At 37.8% G+C, this 13936-nt stretch carries 13 protein-coding genes; 6 read left to right on the top strand and 7 right to left on the bottom strand.

Annotated elements, in window-relative coordinates:
• Positions 1-3: 3 nt before the first annotated feature.
• Positions 4-1176: an iron-containing alcohol dehydrogenase gene (locus tag MHB40_RS15260; protein WP_342440822.1), complete on the top strand. Its 1173-nt coding sequence runs from the start codon at positions 4-6 to the stop codon at positions 1174-1176.
• Between the two features lie 647 nt (positions 1177-1823).
• Here MHB40_RS15260 and MHB40_RS15255 read toward each other — a convergent pair.
• The gene (locus MHB40_RS15255) at positions 1824-2333 is read right to left on the bottom strand and encodes a ferritin (protein WP_009370301.1); all 510 of its coding nucleotides are present in this window, start codon (positions 2331-2333) and stop codon (positions 1824-1826) included.
• A 204-nt stretch (positions 2334-2537) separates the two neighbouring features.
• Positions 2538-3299 carry a TerC family protein gene (locus tag MHB40_RS15250; RefSeq protein ID WP_205444099.1) on the bottom strand — a complete coding sequence of 254 codons (762 nt, stop codon included), beginning with the start codon at positions 3297-3299 and terminating at the stop codon, positions 2538-2540.
• Between the two features lie 416 nt (positions 3300-3715).
• Here MHB40_RS15250 and MHB40_RS15245 point away from each other — a divergent pair, with 416 nt between their 5' ends.
• The 3 genes from MHB40_RS15245 to MHB40_RS15235 all read left to right on the top strand — a co-directional run bounded on the left by MHB40_RS15245 (position 3716) and on the right by MHB40_RS15235 (position 6509).
• A complete protein-coding gene (locus tag MHB40_RS15245) occupies positions 3716-5476 on the top strand; it encodes an ABC transporter ATP-binding protein (protein ID WP_342532830.1) in 1761 nt (586 codons plus the stop codon).
• A gap of 143 nt (positions 5477-5619) precedes the next feature.
• Positions 5620-5844: a PepSY domain-containing protein gene (locus MHB40_RS15240; protein ID WP_342532829.1), complete on the top strand. Its 225-nt coding sequence runs from the start codon at positions 5620-5622 to the stop codon at positions 5842-5844.
• A 245-nt stretch (positions 5845-6089) separates the two neighbouring features.
• Positions 6090-6509 carry an SRPBCC domain-containing protein gene (locus MHB40_RS15235; RefSeq protein WP_342532828.1) on the top strand — a complete coding sequence of 140 codons (420 nt, stop codon included), beginning with the start codon at positions 6090-6092 and terminating at the stop codon, positions 6507-6509.
• Positions 6510-6557: 48 nt separating this feature from the next.
• On the opposite strand, the gene MHB40_RS15230 is transcribed toward MHB40_RS15235, so the two are convergent.
• From MHB40_RS15230 to MHB40_RS15210, 5 genes are all read right to left on the bottom strand, one after another.
• Positions 6558-8027 (bottom strand): spore germination protein, encoded by a 1470-nt coding sequence (locus MHB40_RS15230; protein ID WP_342440818.1) that lies wholly within the window; start codon positions 8025-8027, stop codon positions 6558-6560.
• A complete protein-coding gene (locus MHB40_RS15225; RefSeq protein WP_342532827.1) occupies positions 8027-9151 on the bottom strand; it encodes an endospore germination permease in 1125 nt (374 codons plus the stop codon). Before MHB40_RS15225 ends, MHB40_RS15230 begins: the two co-directional genes overlap by 1 nt.
• 148 nt (positions 9152-9299) lie before the next feature.
• Positions 9300-10190 (bottom strand): RsiV family protein, encoded by an 891-nt coding sequence (locus MHB40_RS15220; RefSeq protein WP_342532826.1) that lies wholly within the window; start codon positions 10188-10190, stop codon positions 9300-9302.
• Positions 10183-10701, bottom strand: a complete 519-nt coding sequence (locus MHB40_RS15215) for a sigma-70 family RNA polymerase sigma factor (protein WP_155594023.1) — start codon at positions 10699-10701, stop codon at positions 10183-10185. The genes MHB40_RS15220 and MHB40_RS15215 overlap by 8 nt, the downstream gene beginning before the upstream one ends.
• A 152-nt stretch (positions 10702-10853) precedes the next feature.
• The gene (locus MHB40_RS15210; RefSeq protein ID WP_342532824.1) at positions 10854-11621 is read right to left on the bottom strand and encodes a TSUP family transporter; all 768 of its coding nucleotides are present in this window, start codon (positions 11619-11621) and stop codon (positions 10854-10856) included.
• A 215-nt stretch (positions 11622-11836) separates the two neighbouring features.
• Here MHB40_RS15210 and MHB40_RS15205 point away from each other — a divergent pair, with 215 nt between their 5' ends.
• Complete coding sequence (locus tag MHB40_RS15205) at positions 11837-12262, top strand: hypothetical protein (protein WP_036077327.1); 426 nt, start codon at positions 11837-11839, stop codon at positions 12260-12262.
• 74 nt (positions 12263-12336) lie between these two features.
• Entirely contained in the window at positions 12337-13329 is a 993-nt protein-coding gene (locus tag MHB40_RS15200) for an LLM class flavin-dependent oxidoreductase (RefSeq protein ID WP_342440814.1), read from the top strand.
• Positions 13330-13936 lie beyond the last annotated feature (607 nt).

Below are 13936 nucleotides of genomic sequence, written 5' to 3'. Positions count from 1 at the left end.
GCCATGCATAAATTAACCTTTACGCCTGCTAGCTATACTGGCTGGGGCTGTTTGAGTCAGCTTCTGCTAGAGGTAAAGAAGTTTAACGCGCACAATATTTTGATCGTGACAGATCCATTATTAAAAGAAATAGGTCTAACAGACAATGTTGAAAAGCCTTTGATTGAGAAAGGCTATACAACAACCATTTATACTGATATTGCACCAGAGCCTCCGCTTGCAATTGGTGAAAAACTGGTTGATTTTACGAGAAAGCATCCATTTGATTTGGTGATTGGTGTAGGTGGGGGCAGTGCACTAGATTTAGCAAAGCTTGCCGCGGTATTAGCAAAACATGATGGAAAAGTTGCAGATTATTTAAACCTAACAGGAACGAAAACATTAGATAATAAAGGGTTACCTAAAATCTTAATTCCTACCACTTCTGGGACAGGCTCAGAGGTAACAAATATTTCTGTGCTATCACTGGATACAACCAAGGATGTCGTGACACATGATTATTTATTAGCGGATGTAGCGATTGTAGATCCTGCGTTAACGATATCCTTACCATCGAAGGTGACGGCTGCGACTGGGGTAGACGCGTTAACTCATGCAATAGAAGCCTACGTATCAGTAAATGCGAATGCAGTAACAGATGCACTTGCACTACAAGCTATCCGATTAATTAGCCAGTCAATCCGAACAGCTGTCCATAATGGGCAAGACAAGCAAGCGCGTACAGATATGAGTTATGGCAGCTATTTAGCAGGATTAGCCTTTTTCAATGCCGGTGTAGCAGGCGTCCATGCTTTAGCCTACCCCCTTGGAGGACAATTCCATATAGCTCATGGTGATTCCAATGCAGTACTATTACCATATGTCATGGGGTATATTCGTCAAAGCTGTGAAAAACGAATGAAAGATATTTTAGATGCCATGGGAATATCATCTTCCTATTTATCGCAGGAAGAGGCTTCCTATAAATGTGTTGACGCCTTACAACAACTCGTTCAAGATGTGAATATTCCTTCAACATTACAAGGATTCAATATCCCTGCATCAGCACTCGAACAGTTAACAGAGGATGCTACAAAACAAACGCGTATTTTAGCGCGAAGTCCGATGCCATTAGAGCGTGAAGATATCTATCAAATTTATCAAGCTGCCTTTGCTGGTGTGGTACGAGAACCGTAATGAGGTTTTCAAAAGATTCAATAACTAAAAAATCTGCCTTAATGGCAGATTTTTTTCATGTTGTTGAAACAAAATGATGTCAACGGCAGAAAAAGCAACTTTGCAAGGTGAGGGGTTGATTTCCGTTCCGCCAGCGTCCTTTCCAGGGGGCGTCCGAGGAGCCGCTTCACTCACTAACGTTCGCTCCAGGGTCTCCTCTGTGACGCTCAATCCCCTAGGAGTGACGCTGGCTCCACTCCAATCAACCATGCTGCAAAAGTGTCTTTTCCTTATTTTTCATACTAGCCGTAGCGATTAAAATAGCCCCTGATTTGTATGATTAGAAAAAGTATAGGCTTTTATTTTCAATGTAGAGAAGTGATGAATGACAACACCTCTCCATAAAATGAGTAGTGAAGACCTTCCCTTTATTTGAGAACCTTTGCTAAAAAGTCAGTGGGTTGAAGTGGAAGGCTACTTGACTCCCGTGGGATAGCGAGACAGGCGAAGCCCTGCACGGAGCGGTAGCGGAGGAAGCGATTCGGCGCTCGCCCACAGGAAAGCAAGTAGCCTGCAACGGAAATCCATTTCTACCTTTCAATTAACTGTTTTGTTTTTCAACACTATGAAAAAAATCTGCCTTAATGGCAGATTTTTTATAAGAAATATTACGCTTCCGCATCTGGTGTAAAAGTACGAGTTGCCAGTTCGGCATCTAGCATAAAGATAGCGTTTGAGTCAGTTTCGATACGCTCGATTTTACGAATTAATGTATCGAATGTAGACTCTTCTTCCACTTGCTCGTCAATGAACCATTTTAAAAAGGCCATTGTCGCATGCTCACGTTCATCTAAAGCAATGTCTGATAAATTGTAAATACGACGAGTTACTTCTTTTTCGTGTGATAGAGCCGTTTTAAAGGCATCTAAAATGGATTCGAAATGATTGCCTGGGCTTTCAAAACCTTGGATTGTCGCACGATAGCCCATATCACTTAGGAAATTATAAAATTTCATGGCATGGAAGCGTTCTTCTTCTGCTTGTACTAAAAAGAAGTTAGCGAAGCCATCATAATCTTGATCAGTGCAATAGGCTGCCATTGCCATGTAGGCATGCGCAGAGTAGAATTCAAAATTCATTTGTTCGTTAAGAGCTGTGTGTAGTTTTTCAGATAACATAAAAGTTTTCCTCCTTTTGCAGTAAATGACTTCTTTACTAGTATACAGTGTAGAGGTAGTAACATACAAAAAATTTAATTTTCAAGGCAATTTGTGCAAAATTTAATTGATATTCGTTCTCAATTAGAAGATTCCTTCTTTTTAATTTTCAAAAAGAAGCTAGAAAAAATCGCCCCGATCGTAATCGAAGCGAATTTTTCATCATTATTGTGCTTGTTTCTTTTGATTTTTGACACCGATTAAGTAGCCACCTAATGCGATAGCAACTAAGACAATCCAGAAAATAGCTTTCCAAATTGTGGAGTGGGGGAATTCATGTGGAATCACACCTAATTTTTCATGTGCTAATGTTAATACAGCTAACTTTACACCAACCCAGCCAACAATTAGGAAGGCAGCTGTTTCCAGTGACGGGAATTTGTCAAGAACTTTCACAAACCAACGAGCTGCAAAACGCATCATGATGACACCAATAATACCACCTAAGAACATGACTGCGAACTGACCAGCGTTAATACCGCCGATATCAAAATCACCGATATGTGGAAGTGTGACAGCAATCGCTACCGCTGCTAGGATAGAATCTACCGCGAACGCGATATCAGCAAGTTCCACTTTTACAACCGTCATCCAGAAGCCAGATTGTTTTTTCGGCTCTTGGATTTCTTCGGAGTTTTGGGATGCTTTCCGTGAATCATAAATATGCTTAATAGACATAAACAATAGATAAGCTGCACCTATTGCTTGGATTTGCCAGAAATTAACGAGTGTTGTAATAAGGAATAATGCGGCGAAACGGAAAACAAATGCCCCCACTAATCCATATAATAAAGCTTTTTGTTGTTGTGCTTTTGGTAAATGCTTTACCATAACTGCCATTACGACTGCGTTGTCTGCTGCTAACAAACCTTCTAATACAATTAATACGACGAGTACCCATGCGTATTCTAAAATAATTGCCTCCAAATTTGTTTCCTCCTTTAATTAATGAACAGAAATGAATGATTGCTTCTAACATATTCTTCCCAATTTTAAGCAAAAGAAAAAGACCCCTGCCTAAAAAATAGGCAAAGGTCTTGCTAAGCAATTTACTGTTCGTTGCACAGAATGTATTCTGTGAGACAAATTATGCCATCACACCCGATGGTAAGAAACCATGTAATGACGAATGTGAATCAGATGCTTCGATCGCATCTGCTAGCTACTCCCCTTTGACAATAAAGTCAAAAGCTATTCAATTCTTACTAACATAATAGCATGCAATAAAATGAAAGTAAATAAAAATATACTGCTATGGAGAAAAAATACTTTTCCGTTACGTTTGCACAAATGGTACTATTAAAAGATAGGCGAAATTTTTACAACTTAGAAAGGGGACAAACATGTATAGAAAATTTTTTTCCTACTACAAGCCACATAAACGATTGTTTGTCATCGATTTTTCGAGTGCCATCATTGTAGCGATCTTAGAGCTTGCCTTTCCATTAGCTGTTCAATGGTTTATCGATGAGTTATTGCCATCAGGCGATTGGGGCATGATTGTGAAAGTAAGTGTCTTATTACTGCTAGTTTATGCAATTAGTACATTCTTAAACTTTATCGTAAACTATTTAGGACATAAACTCGGCATTAACATTGAAACGGATATGCGACAGGAATTATTTACGCATGTACAAAGACAATCATTTCGTTTTTTTGATAATACCAAAACAGGACATATTATGAGTCGCATTACCAATGACTTATTTGATATAGGTGAGTTTGCCCATCATGGACCAGAGGATTTATTTATTGCGATTATGACCTTTATTGGTGCCTTTGCTATTATGTTTAATGTGAACCCTACACTCGCTTTAATTGCAGTGATCATGGTGCCATTTTTAACTTGGCTTGTGACCTTTAGTAATGTCAAAATGAACAATGCATGGAAAACGATGTATGGCAAAATTGCTGATGTCAATGGACGTGTGGAGGATAGTGTATCCGGTGTACGGGTTGTAAAATCCTTTACGAATGAAGCTTTTGAAATTAGCCGATTCAAAGAACAAAATGGATTTTTCCGTGCGGCAAAACTATATGCCTATAAAATTATGGCAGGGACACACTCCAGTATTTACATGATGACACGCCTCTTAACACTAGTAGTGCTTGTTGTCGGTGCTTGGTTAAGCTTTAATGGAAAGCTTTCTTACGGTGAATTAGTAAGCTTTGTCTTATATACGAATGTCTTGATTAAACCAATTGATAAAATTAGTGCATTATTAGAGCTTTATCCGAAGGGGATGGCTGGCTTTAAGCGCTTCCGTGAATTAATTGAGCAGGAGCCAGAAATTCAAGACCGTGAGAATGCAAAGGACATTAAACACTTAGATGGTGATATTGCATTCAATCATGTTGATTTTAATTACGATGCATCAAAACAAGTTTTATGTGATATATCATTTAATGTAAAAGCTGGCCAAACGATTGCCTTTGTAGGGCCATCGGGTGCTGGTAAAACTACAATCTGCTCGTTAATTCCTCGATTTTATGAGGTGACAAATGGTGCTATTACGATTGATGGCATCGATATACGTAATATGACACAGGCATCATTGCGTGCTCAAATTGGTATCGTACAGCAGGACGTCTTCTTATTTACAGGGACGATTCGCGAAAACATTGCCTATGGAAAATTAGACGCCAGTGAAGCAGAAATTCGAGAGGCAGCGAAAAAGGCTCATTTAGAGGCATTTATCGCAGAGCTACCAGATGGCTACGATACACAAATTGGCGAACGTGGCTTAAAATTATCAGGGGGGCAAAAGCAACGACTAGCGATTGCTCGTATGTTCCTAAAGAACCCACCGATCTTGATTTTAGATGAGGCAACATCTGCCTTAGATACGGAAACAGAGATGATTATTCAGCAATCATTAACCGAGCTAGCTGAAAATCGTACAACATTAGTTATTGCCCACCGATTGGCAACTATTCGCAATGCAGATCGCGTATTAGTTGTGACACCGAAAGGGATTGAAGAGGATGGTACTTATGACGAGCTTGTTGCTCAAAATGGTATCTTTGCCAAACTCCATCATATTCAATTTCGCAAAGGACAAACAGAACCAAGCGTTCAGAAAGATTTTGTTGAATTGACGTAAATGAAGGAAAGGGGGAGATTGTTTTTAAAACAATCTCCCTTTTTTAGTTCCCTTAGTTACTTGTACTGCTCATGCTGTATCAAAAGCACACTATTTCCCTACATGCATAATATAGGTTTATGTAATAAGGGGGAGATGATTGAATGGTAATGCCATCGAATAATCAAAGGGTATCGCTTCAATATGCTATGCAAATTGCCATGCAAAGGGTGCCAGGTCAAATCATCCATTATGGCATGGATATGGAAAATGGAATTTTAGTCTATGAAATATTTATTTTGACTGCTCAAAATAAGATTTATGAAGTGGAAGTAAATGCAAAGACAGGTGCTATTCGAAAAATTGAAGAAGAAAATGATTTTGATTAATTGATTATAAATAAAGTAACTCCCAAGTACTCAAATTTATTTGAACTTGGGTTTTTTTAATATGAAAAATTCAGGGTTTTGGTTAATCACGCTGAAGTGATTTTCTGTGCTAATAAATTTTATATGAAGTACAAATATGATCTTACTTAGTGAAATTTATGAATACATAGAAGGAATGTTAAGCAAGTAAATCGAATAGAACACAACAGTCCCACTATAAATCATGAAATAGTAGAGGTGAAGCAATGGATAACGAAAAAATCATCGGTCAAACGAAGAGTGTCGGCTTTCAAGTAGGGGTTAGAAGGACATTTCCAATCTCGCAGGAGCAAGCATGGGCGCTGATTACGACGGCAGAAGGGGTACATGCATGGTTGGGTGAAGGCACGGCAGTTATACTAGAGCCTGGGCACAAGTACCATTCAAAGACGGGGACAGGCGAAATTAGGATTGTTAAACCGTTAGAGCAGCTTCGATTGACTTGGCAAAAGGAAGAGTGGTCAAAACCATCTACCGTACAAATCCGTATTTTACCCAAAGAACGTAATAAAACGACCATTAGCTTTCATCAAGAACATCTTTCTGATCAGACAGTACGAGAAGAAATGAAAAATCATTGGGAAAGTGTACTGGACGCTATTAAAGAAAGGACACAAAATATTTGAGCGAACAAAAATAGCATCCCTATCAGCTTTGAAGGGATGCTATTGGTTTTAATTTTGGGAATCCTTGTTTTCATGTCCCTTTGATGTTCGTGTATAATCCTGAGGAGCAAGTGCTTTGTTGCGCTCTGTATAGCCCTTAGGTGATAAACGAAAGATGGATTTTTTAATGGTAGCCCAATTTAGATCTGTTGCCAGATTCATGTAAGAGTAACCGTATATTCGAATATTACTTAAGTAAAGCAGGGTCAGATATAAAGAAACAAAGAAGCCGAATAATCCAAAAAAGGCACTAGCAAAGATAAAGGCGACACGCAATATACTGACGGAAGTAACAAGTGACTGATTCACTAATGTAAACGAGGCAATCGTAGAAATAGCGATGACAACAATCATTTCAGGACTCGTTACGCCTGCTCGAATGGCTGCATCCCCGATAATTAATCCACCTACAACGCTGATGGTTCCACCTATAACGGAGGGAAGACGCAAGCCTGCTTCACGAAACAATTCAAACATGAGCAACATCAGCAGCATTTCAAGCGAAGAGGGAAGCGGTAAGCCCGATTTTGCTTGCACAACGGTTGCGAGTAGTTGAAGCGGTAATTGATTTTGATGATAGGTTGTTAAGGCAAGCCAGAATGCAGGGAGTAATAAACCAATTAAAATACCGAATATCCTTAATAATCGCTCGAGTGAACTAAAGATAATAGGGTATTCATTATCCTCAGCCGATTTCAGCAATAGAAACAGATTAACAGGTGTAACGACGGCGTAGGCGACACCATCTACAAAAATGATAAATCGACCTCTTGCCAAGGCTTGAACCGCATAATCAGGGCGCCCTGTATAATCAAACTTCGGAAAAAGCTTGGAATTTTTATTCACCCGTTCCATCAATAAATCGCCACTAAAAACAATATCCGTATCGACGGCTGCAAGCTGCTTTTTGATTCCATGCAAAATATCCATATCCACAATATCATCAAAGTAAAGAATGGCTACCGTAGTTTTCGATCGTTTCCCAAGCTCCATTTTTTCTACACAAAAAGAATTGGTCGGCAAGCGTTTTCGTATCAATGCAATATTGACGCGAATATCTTCAATGAAATTATCCCTGGGTCCTTTAACAAGAACCTCCATGCGCGTTTCTTCAGGTTGACGATTTGGCTTTTGGGCAATATTACTCGCATACAAAAGATTGTCTTCATCAAAATACAACAACAAGAAGCCACTATAGACCAATGTAATCAGCTGTTCCTTGTCTTGGACTTTTTGAATACTCGGAACATGAAGATGCCTTGCAATATTCTCTTCAAAGGGAACCTCATCCAAATGATCATATAAATATTGAATACGTTGAATAATCACTTCATTAAGCATTTGTTGATCAATCATGGCATCACACGTAATAAAGTGTATTTTCTGCTGATTAAACATATATTCCTGAAATTGAATATCTGCTGATTTTTGAAATAATTTTCTGAGCGTACTAAGATCCAGCTGCTCTTGCTGAGGCATTACGATTCACCACTTTTCATGTCTTGTTTTTCAGTTTTCCCCTTTTTAGAAGATTTATCCGACAAGAAAGCTACGATAACGAAAAATATTGATAGCACAAAGAAAAAAATAAAAGTGGAAGTTAGTATATAATTTCCTTTTACCTTCAAAAATAAGCTTTCATTTAGCATAATTAATGGTAAACAAAGGATAAAGAAGGGAGGAGCAAGCATTTGCCATATACGCTTTGGATTTCCTGTCATTTTCAATAAATCTGCCACGATATATAAAAGGAAACTTACGCGAATAAAGGTTCCTGTTAGCCATTGATAGATGGAGAAAAAGTCAAGATGCTCAATATAGCGACCGATTGTTACTAATCCCCATTCTTCATAGGCAGGATAGCGTTGCTTAGCCGCTTCATTTGGTCCAAATTCTGTAATGGCCCCAATTAATGGTCCTAACGTCAATCCTACTAAAATCGCCAGCATAATAGCAAAGTGGTACCAACGAATTCGTTCCTTAAATTGATGCTGTAAAAATAGCAGCATTAAAAGCTCAATAAACCCGGATGAAGGGAATATCATGCCTCGAAACACAGGCTGAAATCCATGCTCAAAAAATGGACGTAATAATTCATAGTCTTTTACCTGCATATTGGTAAAGGCAACGAAAAAGCCAAAGATAACTACACCGAATAATACAAAAACGTTTAAAATGACAATCGTCTGTAAGCTAGTCGTCACAAGGAGAATACACAGAATGGTATAGATAAATAACAAAATGATAACAGGTGTTTGTGGTAAAAATGTTGTATTCACCCATTGCAATGTTTCGACCATAGTGAAAGCTGCCATAATCATTAAAACAATAACAATAGTATAAATAACAATAGAAGAGCCAATTTTTCCGATTTTTTCGGTTAGCCAGTCTCGAATAGGCTCCTGTTTAGACTTCGATTGAATATATACTAATAAAAATAGCCAAAAGAAAATAATGCCTCCAGCCAACAATACTGATAGCCAGCCATCTCTTTTGGCCACATCTAGCAGTGGGGGAATAATGGTTACATGATTTTTTAAGCCAATAACAGTCATTGATAGGAAGATGACATGTAAAATACTGATTGATCCTACACCTTTCATGTTGAAAACCCTCTAACATTGATTGATACATATTAGCTTAGACAAAAAATGACGTCTTTATAAGCAGAAAATGGTATGGCTTTATGAAAAAACGAGGTATTGGCTGATGCAATCATCCAATACCTCGTCATAGGAAAAGTAAGCTAAATTAATGAATATATTTTGTGCTTACAAGATCTTCTTTTAAAATATCTGTTGGAATTTCAAATTCTACAACGCCCATATAGCCAGGTGCTACTTCATATTTATCAAAGGAAATCACAAGCTTGCCTTTATCAGAAATATAGAATTGCTGATCGGGTTTAATGGCTGTAAATTCCTCCATTATTTCTTCATCGGCAAGTCCAGCACCCTTCACCCAATAAACTTTATCCTGATTCGATTCAGCTATTTGTGTACGCATTTGTTCTTTGATATTTTCACTGATTGCATTAATATAGTGCTGATCTTTAAAGAGCATAGGTAATGTAATTAAAATTTCGTTCTCTTTATCAATCGTATCGTATTCCATCACCGTTGAAGAAGAAGCAGCGGTATTCACTACATAACGACCGATCGATAAAATTTGTTCATTATCGGTTTTGATTTCGAAGCCACTATCGATACCTAAATGGCCACCACCATTCAATTTTAAATCGCCTACTTCTGCCATAAATTCATCGTAAAGTGTTTTACCTTCGGCACGATACTTTTCATTTAATGTATGAGCAAGATCTTGATTTTCTAAATTTTCGATAGAAGGTACTTTAATATTTGCATCATAATTGTCTTCTGCAACCTCATATTCTGTCCAAGTTAATACTTTTATCACACTACCAACTACGGGTATTTCTGAGAGTGTACGAGCCATTGCAGGACTCACATTTAAACCAGCAGTAAACAGCATAGCTGCAGCGGCAGATCCAAGTACCCATTGTGGTGTACGATTTTTTTTCTTTTTACGACCTTGTTTAAGTGCTCTTTCAACCACGAAATCTAGTTCTTTCGGAATCGGGACTTCCATATATTGTTTTTCTAACTCCTGTAATTTTTTATCCATGTGCAGTTTCTCCCTTCACATCTTCCAATTGTATTTTCAATAGTTTTAATGCTTTATAAAGACGCGATTTGGCTGTACTCAACTTAATATCGAGGATGTTCGCCACGTCAGCGAGTTTTAAATCCTCAAAATAATGGAGAATGACAACCTCACGATACATTTGCGGGAGCTCATCCAACGCATGCTCCAAGTCAACGTTCTCATAAACATCCTCTTGAGCAGGTGTCAAATATTGTAATGTATCGTCATCTGTCACTTGTAAGCGTTTATGCTTACGTAAAAAATCTATGGCTGTACGGACAACTATTTTGTAAAACCAGCTTTTCATATAGGTCACATTTTCAAGTCGATCTAATGAAAGCATGGCTTTTTGGATACTGTCTTGTACAACATCTAGTGCGTCCTGTTCATTTTTTGTATAGCTATACGCGAGCAAATAAAAACGCTCTTTTTGTTCTCGAATGAATTGGACAAACACCTCTTCATGTTGAAATGCATTTCTTGTTTTCATGTCCAAAGAAGCTCCTTTTTTAACATTGTCAAATTGTATACATTTACTAGACGTACGAGAAGAGGGAAAAAGTTGATGCCATGAAAAAAACTTACCCCCATTTGAGATAAGTTTGATCCTTCTATCGTATTGGCATACGTCATAACGGTTCATCATGAAAAATAGTCATATGTATTTTTCAAGAGTAATAGAATGGTCATAACGATAAATAATTTACGTACATAGCCACTGCCGCGTTTAATGGCAAATTTTGAGCCAACTATGGCACCTGCAATTTGTGCTAGGCCCATTGGTAGACCATAGGCATAATTTATTTGTCCTAAGTATATAAACATAAGAAGGGCCGCTATATTACTGCCAAAATTTAAGAATTTAGCATTCCCCGCCGATTGTAAAAAATCAAAACCAACCATGAGAAAAGCAAACAGTAAAAATGAGCCTGTCCCGGGTCCTAAAAAGCCATCATAAAAGCCAATAAGCGTCATTACGATAACAAAAATAATAGAGCGTTTTGGCGTTAATTGTTTATAGGTAGTCATACTGCCCCAGTCTTTTTTAAAGATGGTATAGATGGCCACCGCTGCAAGCATAATCAGCATTAAGGGCTTCAATACACTTGGGTCCATTAAGTGGACAATCCAAGCACCAAGCATAGAACCAAAAAAGACAAAGGGAAATAGCTTATAGACGGCTTTAATATCTAGTTTACCAGAGCGATAAAATGTCACTGTGCTAGTAAGGGAACCCATCGTACCTGCCAATTTATTGGTTGCTACTGCAGCAGAGGGAGGAAGGCCAACAAACATAAGAGCTGGTAAAGAGATAAGCCCGCCTCCTCCAACCACTGAATCAATAAAGGCTGCTAAAAAACCGAAGAGGAGTAAGATTAATAAAATATTTACATCTAAATCAAAAGGCACAATAGGTCATCTCTTTTCTATCATAATAAACTGATAGTAGCGAAATGAGGGTGGGCTGTAAATACGCTTTCCATTATTTTTTGATAGAAGTAAATGAAGTGATTGAATAAAGGTTGATGATAATTTCTACATTATTCAAAAAATTTCTACTTGGAGTCATTATTTTGATGTATTATGTAAATGATGGTGTTTTTACGTAAAGGGGACGTGATGACATGAGTTTAGGAAATCATATACGCGTATTTCTCTGTGTTGTGTTTATGGGAGTACTTGTAGGGTATGTCTTTAATGCAAAAAAAGATATAACAGACCATGAGTATATTGATACCGTAAAGGAAGGTTATTTGGAGAATTTTTCGGATGTCACAGTTCGAAATGCATTTAATTACGCTTTTTTTGAACCTTACTGGCGCTATTATGAAGCGAAAACAGGGGAACAAGTTGTAGAATTATCAGGTGATATAACGTTTCAAGACGAAAAAGGACATGCTATCCTCCAATTTGTCGTGAACGAACAAACGCAGCAATTTTCTCTAGAGGCAATGAAATTTAAAGATGTAGTATTAAATCAGCAACAACAACAAAAGCTTGTTGGCATGGTCTATCACACATGGGAAAAGAAACAACTAGCTTATGAGTAAGGTTTTTTATTTTGTAAATCATCCAAACTGTATTACAGTAAAAGGGGGAGCTAGAGACAGAGAGGATGTTTTAAATGAGATTAAGTATGTTAGATCAAATGCCCATTCCCAAAGGTCATTCTGCAGAGGAAGCCTTTCAACGTACAGAACAACTAGCACTACTAGGTGAAGAACTTGGCTATCATCGAATGTGGCTAGCTGAACACCATAATAGTCAGTCATTGGCGAGTTCAGCTCCTGAAGTAACCGCTGCTTTTTTAGCTGCGAAAACAAAACGCCTACGCATTGGTACAGGTGGCGTCATGATGATGCATTATTCACCCTATAAGCTAGCAGAGGTTTTTAAAACATTGTCGGGACTAGCACCAAATCGTATTGATTTTGGTGTAGGTAGAGCTCCTGGCGGTGATCATGCAGCTATTTATGCATTGGCAGAGGGAAGACGACAACGCTTCACGGAACAGTATGATAAGCTCGAAATCATTTTAAAACTGATGAATAATCAAAAAACAGGTGAACATGTCTATGATCAAGTCGTTGCAGCTCCTGCTCATATTTCATTACCAGAGGCTTGGTTACTAGGCTCGAGTGGTCAGAGTGCAATGCAGGCTGGACAACTGGGAGTAGGCTATTCATATGCACAATTTTTCACTGGCAATATGTCAAAGGATATCTTTGATGCCTATAAAGCCTACTTCACACCTTCTTATTATATGGATAAACCACAAATCATTGTGACATATGCAGCAACCGTTGCCCCTACATTAGAAGAAGCGGAATATTTAGCTAAACCGATCGATATTTCTCGTCTTCAATTAATGAAAGGGCAAATCATTCAAACGATGTCACCTGAAGAAGCAAAGGATTACCCATTAACAGAAATGGATAAATTGACGATTGACAATAATCGAAAGGCGAATCTTGTTGGGACCCCACAAGACGTTGCTGCTTTTTTAAGCGCCGAGCAAGAACGCTATGGCTTTGATGAAGTGATGCTAAATTGCAATCAATATGAATTAGAAAGTCGTTTAAATACCTATAGATTCCTGGCAAAGGAATTAATATAGAAAAAATAAAATTTGCTAAAAATCATCTCGTAATTATTCAACGAGGTGATTTTTTTATGTTTTATTTTGGTTTTAGAACAAATTAATTGCAAATAGATGGACAAAATAGAAAACCCGGAAATAAATTTCCGGGTCTGATTACCACTTACATTTTTTGCTCCATGACACACTGCCTCGCTTCCGCATAGGATCTTAAGATATTCCTAAGAAATCTGTACTTTAGCTTATTCAGCTTTGATGGTCCTTCTGAGTTATCGATCAATCGCACTCATCGGGTTAACCCTCCTAGTCATTGGATTTGAAGTGAAATCTTTAATAGTATAGATCAACTTTTATTTTTTATACGTTCTGTGAACAAAAAATTTTGTTTTATTGTTAGTACGAAATAAATACAAAGTATCATGCATTAATTACCAGTTAACAAATCGCATGATTATTGAGAAGATGGGCGTAGTGATAAATAAAGAATTTGGGGTAGTCTGATTGAAGAAAAATATTTTTACAGGCATGTTGTACATGCTAATTGTAGTTGGAATGATCATTACCTTTTTTATTGTATATCAGGATATTGATCATTTACTTGCAGCAAAATTTGTATTTAGTTTTT

Origin of the sequence: Lysinibacillus sp. FSL K6-0057 (assembly GCF_038630885.1) — a bacterium.
Taxonomy (GTDB): Bacteria; Bacillota; Bacilli; order Bacillales_A; family Planococcaceae; genus Lysinibacillus; species Lysinibacillus fusiformis_F.
This window is presented reverse-complemented; position numbering and strand designations above follow the sequence as displayed.